We start from the raw sequence: 7,211 nt of genomic DNA, 5'->3' as shown, positions 1-7,211 counted from the left end.
CATGGTCAGCACGCCGGCGACCTTGGGCACGAAGCCGGCGATGGCGAAGATGCAGGCGGCGAAGGCGAAGACCCAGCGGTTGACAACCTTGTTGGAGACGATGATGCCGACGTTCTGGCCGAAGGCCGAGGTGGGCATGCCGCCGAACAGCGACGAGACGATCGAGACGGTGCCCTGGGCCATGATGGCTCCGGAGAGCTCCTTCTCTTCGGGCAGACGGTCGAGAGCACCCAGGGAGGCGGCCGAGAGGTCGCCGATGAGCTGGACGTTTGCCATGATGTAGACGACGGCGATGGTCAGGCAAGCAGCCGCGTTGAACTCGATCTTGAAGGGCATGAACTGCGGGACGGCGAACCAGGCGGCGTCGGAGAGGCCGGAGGCGTCGATCATGCCGAACGGGATGGAGATCAGGCAGCCGATGATCATGCCGAAGAAGATCGCGCCGAGCTTCATGACGCCCTTGGCGAAGTTGGAGAGCGCGAAGACGATGGCGAAGGTGACGAGGCCCACGAACCAGCTCTGGACAGAGCCGAAGATCGGGGAGCCCGCGCCGCCGGCCATGTACTTGATGGCCGTCGGGTACAGCGAGACGCCGATGGTGAAGATCACGGTACCGGTGACCAGCGGCGGGAAGAGTTTACGGACGTTCTTGAAGAACAGGCCGAACAGGATGGCGACCACGCCGCCGACGAGCTCGGCGCCGAGCAGGGTGCCGAAGCCGAAGTCGAAGCCGATGGCCTGGAACGCGGGCAGGAAGGCGAACGAGACGCCCGTGATGATGGGCATGTTGGAGCCCACGCGCCCAAAGAGCGGGAACTGCTGGAGCAGCGTGTCGAGCGCCGTGAGGAGAAGCGCGACCTGGATGATAGCCTGCTCCTGCTCGGGGGTGAAGTTACAGGTGGAGGCGATCATCATCGCCGGTGCGATCGCGCCCGCGAAGCACGCGAGCACGTGCTGCAGGGACGTGGGCAACAGATCCTTTATGGGAGGCATCCCATCGCGTTGGAAAAGCTTAGGTGAGCCAATGGCTTCCTCATTCTGAGACATCGTGTGTTTCCCCTCTCGTTAACGTCACGCGTTGTCTACAGATTTTGCCTTTCGCCGCAAGCGTCGAGGGGCAGGTTTCGCCGAGCGTATGCGCCCGCAAACAATCTGTTTTTACCGCAAACTAATTGTTATATCTGCAGGTTTATGCCACATGAGCGACAAAAGAAGCGTTGTTTTCGAATCGGTAAACGGTCGAAAAACGCCGTGGGCGGAAAACACGTCCAAACGGGCCTTGAAACACATACCTAACAAACTGTTTGTTAGTTTAGGGTATGGTATAAGCCTAACAATTAGTTGCATCAACCTGACTAATTTGTTTTTTGCAGGTAGACAGCATAGAACCGATCAGAAGAGAGCACCATGCAGGAGAACCACCTCGACTTCTACAAGCGTCTGGGCCACGCAATCGCCTTACAATTTGGCGAAGGCTGCGAAGTCGTCATCCACGACCTCAAGGCGAAGGACCCCGACCACTCGATCGTCTGGATCGAGAACGGCCACGTGACCGGGCGCAAGGTCGGCGACGGCCCCTCCCACGTCGTGCTCGAGGCGCTCCACGCCGATGCGGGCAAGATCGACGACCGGCTCTCGTACCTCACGAAGACCGCCAGCGGCAAGGTCCTCAAGTCCTCGACCATCTTTATCCGCGACACCGCGGGCGACCTCTCGGGCATCTTTGCCATCAACTTCGACATAACCATGCTGCGCGCCGCCCAGGGCACGATCCAGTGGATCTGCGGCGTCGAGCCGACCGCGCCCAGCGAGCCCGAGCCCATCGTGCGCAACATCGCCGACCTGCTCGACGACCTGCTCGCGCAGTCGGTCGCCCTCGTGGGCACGCCCGTGCCCCTCATGAGCAAGGACGACAAAGTGCGCGCCATCCGCTACCTCAACGACGCGGGCGCCTTCCTCATCACGAAGTCCGGCCCGAAGGTGTGCAAGTACTTCGGGATCTCGAAGTACACCCTCTACAGCTACCTCGACGAGGCCAAGACGATGTCCGAGGAGGACGAGTAGCGCGCAGCGTGGGGCGAACATAACGTAAAGCGAGCGGGCGCGGGGCATGAAGCTCCACGCCCGCTCGCTTTTGGAGGCACCGAGACCTGTTTGGCAAGAAGGGCAGCGTGCTTCCCCTCGCGCTCAGATAATTTCGATCAGGAATGGCCGCTCAGCAAGAAGGGCCCCGCGTTTGCCTCTGGCGCAGTTCCGCATGAGCCGGACGCGACTTGATGTCGCGTCCGTGCGAAGAGGACTGTTTGGGCACAGAGGTAAATGCGGCGCACTTCTTGCCGCAACGCAGCTCCAGCTTACTTGATCACGCGGACACGGTAGATGGCAGGGACCTTCTTGAGGGCGTCGATGGTCGCGTCGTCGAGGTGCTCATCGGTGTCGAACATGGTGTAGGCGTTCTCACCGGCGGACTCGTTGACCATGCGCTGGACGTTCGCGTTGTCGTGCGCGAGGATGGCCGTGATCTGGCCGATCATGTTCGGCACGTTGGCGTGCAGGCACGCGACGCGGCTGGCCGCGCGGGCCTTGCCCATGTTGCAGGCCGGGTAGTTGACGGAGTGGACGATGTTGCCGTTCTCCAGGTAGTCCTTGAGCTCCGAGATCGCCATGTCGGCGCAGTTGGCCTCAGCCTCGCCGGTGCCGGCGCCCGAGTGCGTGGTGATGAAGGTGTTGGGCATCTTGACGGTCTTGGGCGTGGCGAAGTCGCACGAGAACCACGAGAGGCGCCCGCCGCGAAGGGCGGCGTCAACGGCGTCCTCGTCGATGATCGTCTCGCGCGCGTAGTTGATGAGGACCGCGCCCGGCTTGAGCAGGCCCAGCTGGTCGGAGCCGATCATGCCGATGGTGTCGGACTTGGAGGGCACGTGGAGCGTGAGGTAGTCGCAGTTGCGGCAAAGGTCCTCGAGGGTGCCCACGCGCTGCACGTCGCGGGAAAGGACCCATGCGTGCTCGACCGAGATGAAGGGGTCGTAGCCGTAGACGTCCATGCCGAGGTCGACGCAGGCGTTGGCGACCTTGGAGCCGACATTGCCCAGGCCCACGACGCCGATGCGCTTGCCCTTGAGCTCGTGGCCGACGAAGGCCTTCTTTGCCTTCTCGGCGTTGACGAGGATGTTGGGGTCGTCGGCGTGGGCGCGCACCCAGTCCATGGACTGGACGACGCCGCGGCTCGAGAGGATGAGCATCGCGATGACAATCTCCTTGACGGCGTTGGAGTTCGCGCCCGGGGAGTTGAAGACGACGACGCCCTTCTTTGCGTACTCTTCAACGGGGATGTTGTTCACGCCGGCGCCGCAGCGCGCGATGGCGCGGATGGATCCGGGAAGCTCGTAGCCGTGCAGGTCGGTCGATCGCATGAGGATGGCGTCGGCATCGGCGGCGTCGGACACGAAGTCATACCCCTCGCCGAACTCTACCTTGCCGTCCTTGGTGATGTCGTCGATCGTCTTGATGTGGCGCATGCTCACTCCTATCGCGAAGGTCACGTGCGGTCTAGCTTAGCCGAAGGCCGCGCGGGGCCGCGGATTTGCCCCCGTTCGGAAACATGGCAGCGAGCGGCGGCGAGGGCGCTCAGAAATCGCGGGTTCCAGCTTTCGGTACGCCCTTCTTGCTAAGAAACCCCGGGTTCCAGCCGCCGGAGGGCGCCGCTTGCTAAGGAATCGCGAGTCCCAGCCCAGAAAGAAGGGCTGGGACTTGGGATTTCTTAGCGTTGGGCCATCCGCCGGGGCTGGGACTTGGGAATTCTTAGCGCACGCAAGCGCGCAGGTTTTGGAACCTGCGGTTTCTGAGCGCAGGGCAAGAAGGGCCGGGCATGGGCGCGCGGACGTGGGCGTAAAGTAGGGGCCACGCAATCGCCCGACGAAAAGAGGAAGCCATGCAGACCACCGAGATCGTCAACCAAATCGTCGACGCCGCGCAGCAGGCGCCCGAGAAGGCCCAGGAGCTGATCGCCGACCCCAAGGGCGCCGTCGCCGCCATCTGCGGGACCACCGACTTCGACATCAACGCCGTCGTCCAGGGCACCCTCGCCCGCGCGGCCGAGCTCGGGCTCGACTTCAGCGACGTCGACATCTCCAAGCTCGACCTTACGCAACTCGACCTCACCAAGCTCGACCTGATCGCGCTCCAGGACGCCGCGAGCAGGCTGAACATCGACATCGCCAAGCTCGACCTCTCGAAGCTGGGGCTCGGCGGCACGCTCGGCGGGCTTTTGGGCGGCTTGGGGAGCTTCCTCGGTAGGTAGCCGCCGCCCCATGTGGGTACCATCAGGCACAGGCAGCAAAGCAACGCAGAAGGAGCATCCCATGACCAACGCCGACCGCCGGCCCAACGTGTCGCGCCGCGAGGCGAGCGACGTCGAACGCTACCGCCACATGCGGCAGGAGCGCGAGAACGCCAACCCCGTGCGCCGCGCCGGCCATGAGGTCGGGCGCAGGCTGGAGGGCGCAGGCGGCGTGGGCGGTGGCCTGCGCGAGAGCGGCGAGTACCGCAGGCAGGGCTTCTCGCCCGCGCGGGGCGGGCGCAGCAACGTCGGCGCCTATGCGGGCCAGCGACCCCAGGGGCGCCGCGCGCCGCGGCCGGCCAAGCCGCGCAACTGGGCGAGAACCGCCAAGCGGGTGCTCGTCGGCGTGCTCGTCGCGCTCTTGGCCTTCTCGGTCGTGCTGACGGTGCGACTGGGCGCCGGGATCTCGCTCGAGACGCGGGCAGCGCTCTCGCCCACGCTGCCCGGCACGCCATTCTATATGCTGCTCGTCGGGACGGACAAGTCCGAGCAGCGCGTCGAGGACGGCAGCACCGGCGGCACCTTCCGCACCGACTCGATCATGCTCGCGCGCGTGGACCCGCTCGCTGCCAAGCTCACGCTCGTCTCGATCCAGCGAGACACGCTCGTCGACCTCGGCGGCAGCTACGGAAAGCAGAAGATCAACGCCGCCTACACCCTCGGCGGGGCACCGCTTCTGATTCACGCCGTGTCCGACCTCGCGGGGGTCAAGATCTCGCATTACGCCGAGATCGACTTCGACAGCTTCACCTCGGTGGTGGACGACCTCGGCGGCGTCGACGTGAACGTACCCATCGATATCGACGACGACCTCGCCGACGTGCACCTCCAGGCCGGTCCGCAGACGATCAACGGCGCGCAGGCGCTGGGGCTGTGCCGCGCGCGCCACGCCTACGACAAGTACGGCGCGGGCGACTATTACCGCACCGCGAACCAGCGCATGGTTCTCGGCGCGATCCTCAAGAAGACCCTCAGCGGCAACCCCATAATGCTGGCGACCGGCCTGAACGCCGCGGCGGGCAGCGTGAGCTGCGACATCACGGGGCTCGAGCTGATGCTTCTGGGCGTGCGGTTCGCCGGATTCGACATGAGCCGCGACCTCGCCTCGGGGCTCGAGCCGACCGAGGGCGTCTACGAGGGCGGCGTTTGGTACGAGAAGGTCAAGCAGGACGCCTGGAAAAAGATGATGGGGCGTGTGGACGCGGGCCTCTCGCCCTACGAGAACGAGTCCGAGAACCCGACCGCCGGCCTCGCGGGCGCCGGGCAGTAAGGGCGCCTTCGCTCAGCTGAGCGCTGTCGGGCGGCGGTGCGTTGGGAGCTGATGGGCGTTGGACGCCGGGGCGTTGGGAGCCGGTTCGTCGGGCACCGCCGGAGCGTTGGACGCCGGGGCGTGGCAGGATTTGGCGCTGTGGCACAGAGCGCGGCAAAAAACGCCGCTGTGGCACGAAAAACGGCGCGATCGCGGCAAATACGGGCGCTGTGGCACGATTCCTGTGCCACAGCGCCCGTTTTGTTCACGAGATGTCATGGCCCCGGCGCCGCAGTGCCCATCTTGTTCACACGATCCTCGCTACCAGGCTGACGTCACAGGAGGAAGGCGCGCATGGCGGCCTCGCCGGCGATGGGAAGAAGCTCCGCCGCGCCCGACATGCACTCCTCGAGCGTGCAGGGGCCGATGGGCGACGGGATCACCAGGTCGACGCCCGCGTCGTAGACGCCGCCCAGGTCGGCGGCGCGGCTGCCCACGACGGCGACGACGGGCAGGCCGCGCTTCTTTGCACGGTGCGCGACGCCGACGGGCGCCTTGCCGAAGGCGGACTGGGCGTCCATACGCCCCTCCCCCGTGATCACGAGGTCTGCTCCCGCGAGCGCCTCGTCAATGCGGATGGCGTCGAGCACACGCTCGATGCCCGGCTCGACCCGCGCGCCACAGAAGGAAAGAAGCCCGAAACCAAGGCCGCCCGCGGCTCCCGCGCCGGCCTCCTCAGAGAAATCGCGGCTCACAGCGCGGGCAACGGCACGCGCATAGCCCGCCATCCACGCATCGAACTCGGCCAACCGCTCGCGCGGAAGGCCCTTTTGGGGCCCGTACACATAGACGGCGCCCTCGCGCCCGCAAAGCGGATTCGTCACGTCGCTGAGCGCGACGACCTCGATGCCCCGCAGCTCGGGAGCCATGTTCGAGACATCGACCGTCGCGACGTCGCGCAAGCCCGCGAGCCCTTCGGGGACCTCGGAGCCCTCGGCGTCGAGCAGGCGCGCGCCGAGTGCACGGGCCATGCCGGAGCCTCCGTCGCTCGTCGCCGACCCTCCGAGTCCCACGAGCACGCGGCGGGCCCCGCGCCGCGCGGCGTCGAGGATGAGCTCCCCCACCCCGCGCGTGGTTGCCGCGAGGGCGTCGTCTGAGGTGCGGCCGGTGAGCCCGATGCCCGCCGCCTCGGCCATCTCGACCACCGCCGTCCCGTCGTCGAGAAGCCCATAGCGCGCCTGGACCGGGCGCCCGAGCGGCCCCGTGACCTCGAGCACCGTCGGCTCAGCGCCGCGAGCACGCAGGATGGCGTCGAGGGTGCCTTCTCCCCCGTCGGCGACGGCGAGCTTGGCCACGCGCGCGGTAGGCGCGGCGCGGCGGACACCCTGCTCGATGAGGTCGGCCACCTCGAGGCTCGAGGCACATCCTTTGAACGAGTCGGACGCTATGAGGACGGACGGTTCGGGCATGGCGGCTCCCTTCGGTGCATCTTCTTTCCATCCGATACGATAGCGCGTCGCGAGCTGGCCGGCTGCGCGCAGAATCCTCGGCACCCAGCTGGCAAACGCTACTCGATGCTCCTCTTTGCGCAGAACCCCTGGCTTCCAACCGCGAGCGGGCCCA

6 protein-coding genes are annotated in these 7,211 nt (G+C 66.0%); 3 read left to right on the top strand and 3 right to left on the bottom strand.

Annotated elements, in window-relative coordinates; genetic code table 11:
- Positions 1 to 972 (bottom strand): solute carrier family 23 protein (locus ACT84W_RS08615; RefSeq protein ID WP_444328911.1); only part of this gene is annotated, 972 nt, incomplete at its 3' end.
- A gap of 435 nt (positions 973 to 1,407) precedes the next feature.
- Here ACT84W_RS08615 and ACT84W_RS08610 point away from each other — a divergent pair.
- A complete protein-coding gene (locus ACT84W_RS08610) occupies positions 1,408 to 2,064 on the top strand; it encodes a helix-turn-helix transcriptional regulator (RefSeq protein WP_444328910.1) in 657 nt (218 codons plus the stop codon).
- A 290-nt stretch (positions 2,065 to 2,354) separates the two neighbouring features.
- Here ACT84W_RS08610 and ACT84W_RS08605 read toward each other — a convergent pair whose 3' ends face one another.
- A complete protein-coding gene (locus ACT84W_RS08605) occupies positions 2,355 to 3,518 on the bottom strand; it encodes a phosphoglycerate dehydrogenase (protein ID WP_432290898.1) in 1,164 nt (387 codons plus the stop codon).
- A gap of 413 nt (positions 3,519 to 3,931) precedes the next feature.
- Here ACT84W_RS08605 and ACT84W_RS08600 point away from each other — a divergent pair, with 413 nt between their 5' ends.
- A complete protein-coding gene (locus ACT84W_RS08600) occupies positions 3,932 to 4,300 on the top strand; it encodes a hypothetical protein (RefSeq protein ID WP_417575093.1) in 369 nt (122 codons plus the stop codon).
- A 61-nt stretch (positions 4,301 to 4,361) separates the two neighbouring features.
- Positions 4,362 to 5,609 carry an LCP family protein gene (locus ACT84W_RS08595; protein ID WP_444328909.1) on the top strand — a complete coding sequence of 416 codons (1,248 nt, stop codon included), beginning with the start codon at positions 4,362 to 4,364 and terminating at the stop codon, positions 5,607 to 5,609.
- A gap of 314 nt (positions 5,610 to 5,923) precedes the next feature.
- Here the strand turns inward: ACT84W_RS08595 and ACT84W_RS08590 are convergent, their stop codons facing one another.
- Positions 5,924 to 7,057 carry a glycerate kinase family protein gene (locus ACT84W_RS08590; RefSeq protein WP_432290900.1) on the bottom strand — a complete coding sequence of 378 codons (1,134 nt, stop codon included), beginning with the start codon at positions 7,055 to 7,057 and terminating at the stop codon, positions 5,924 to 5,926.
- Positions 7,058 to 7,211: the final 154 nt, after the last annotated feature.

This window comes from Paratractidigestivibacter sp. (assembly GCF_052362415.1).
Taxonomy (GTDB): Bacteria; Actinomycetota; Coriobacteriia; order Coriobacteriales; family Atopobiaceae; genus Paratractidigestivibacter.
Note: the sequence above shows the minus strand (reverse complement) of the source record. Positions and strands in the feature narration are given on the sequence as shown.